Genomic DNA, 455 nt, shown 5'->3' with positions numbered 1-455 from the left:
GATCTCGGCCTTCACATCGCCGGTTAGGGTGTTGGCCTCGAAACCCTTCTTGGAAGCCGCGACCGGGATGAGCCGCGCATCGGGTTCCAGCGAAGGGAAGTCGGCGCGATCGATCTCGGATTTCCAGCCATCGGCATACAGGTCCGACACGCGCACCTCATGCCCTTGAGCCTCGAGTTCCGTTATGGCGACGTCACGAAGGGCGCCGCTCAGCGAGCGTGATTCAGGGTGAGCGAAGACGAGGAGAACTTTCATGGGTTAGATCCAATGTTGAGGAAACTGACGGGAAGGTAGCCAATGGCCGTTCAATCCGCTATATGCAGGTAATGCATAATATTGTGCCGAATAATGGATAAGTCAGACATTACATTCGAACGCATGCGCAGCTTCGTTCGCGTGGCCGAGCGTGGCAGCCTGTCGGCCGTCGCACGGGAATTTGGTGTCGGGCAGTCAAC

1 protein-coding gene and 1 pseudogene are annotated in these 455 nt (G+C 57.4%); one reads left to right on the top strand and one right to left on the bottom strand.

Annotated features, from left to right (window positions below):
• A partial coding sequence (locus ACWTU8_RS32625; RefSeq protein ID WP_455851351.1) for an NAD(P)H-dependent oxidoreductase occupies nt 1-255 on the bottom strand: 255 nt, incomplete at its 3' end.
• Nucleotides 256-348: 93 nt separating this feature from the next.
• Here ACWTU8_RS32625 and ACWTU8_RS32620 point away from each other — a divergent pair.
• Nucleotides 349-455 (top strand): annotated as a pseudogene (locus ACWTU8_RS32620) (LysR family transcriptional regulator); the annotation flags it as partial.

Source organism: Mesorhizobium sp. BHbdii (assembly GCF_053848045.1).
The sequence above is the reverse complement of the archived record's forward strand: the minus strand, read 5'-3'. Positions and strand labels throughout refer to the sequence as shown.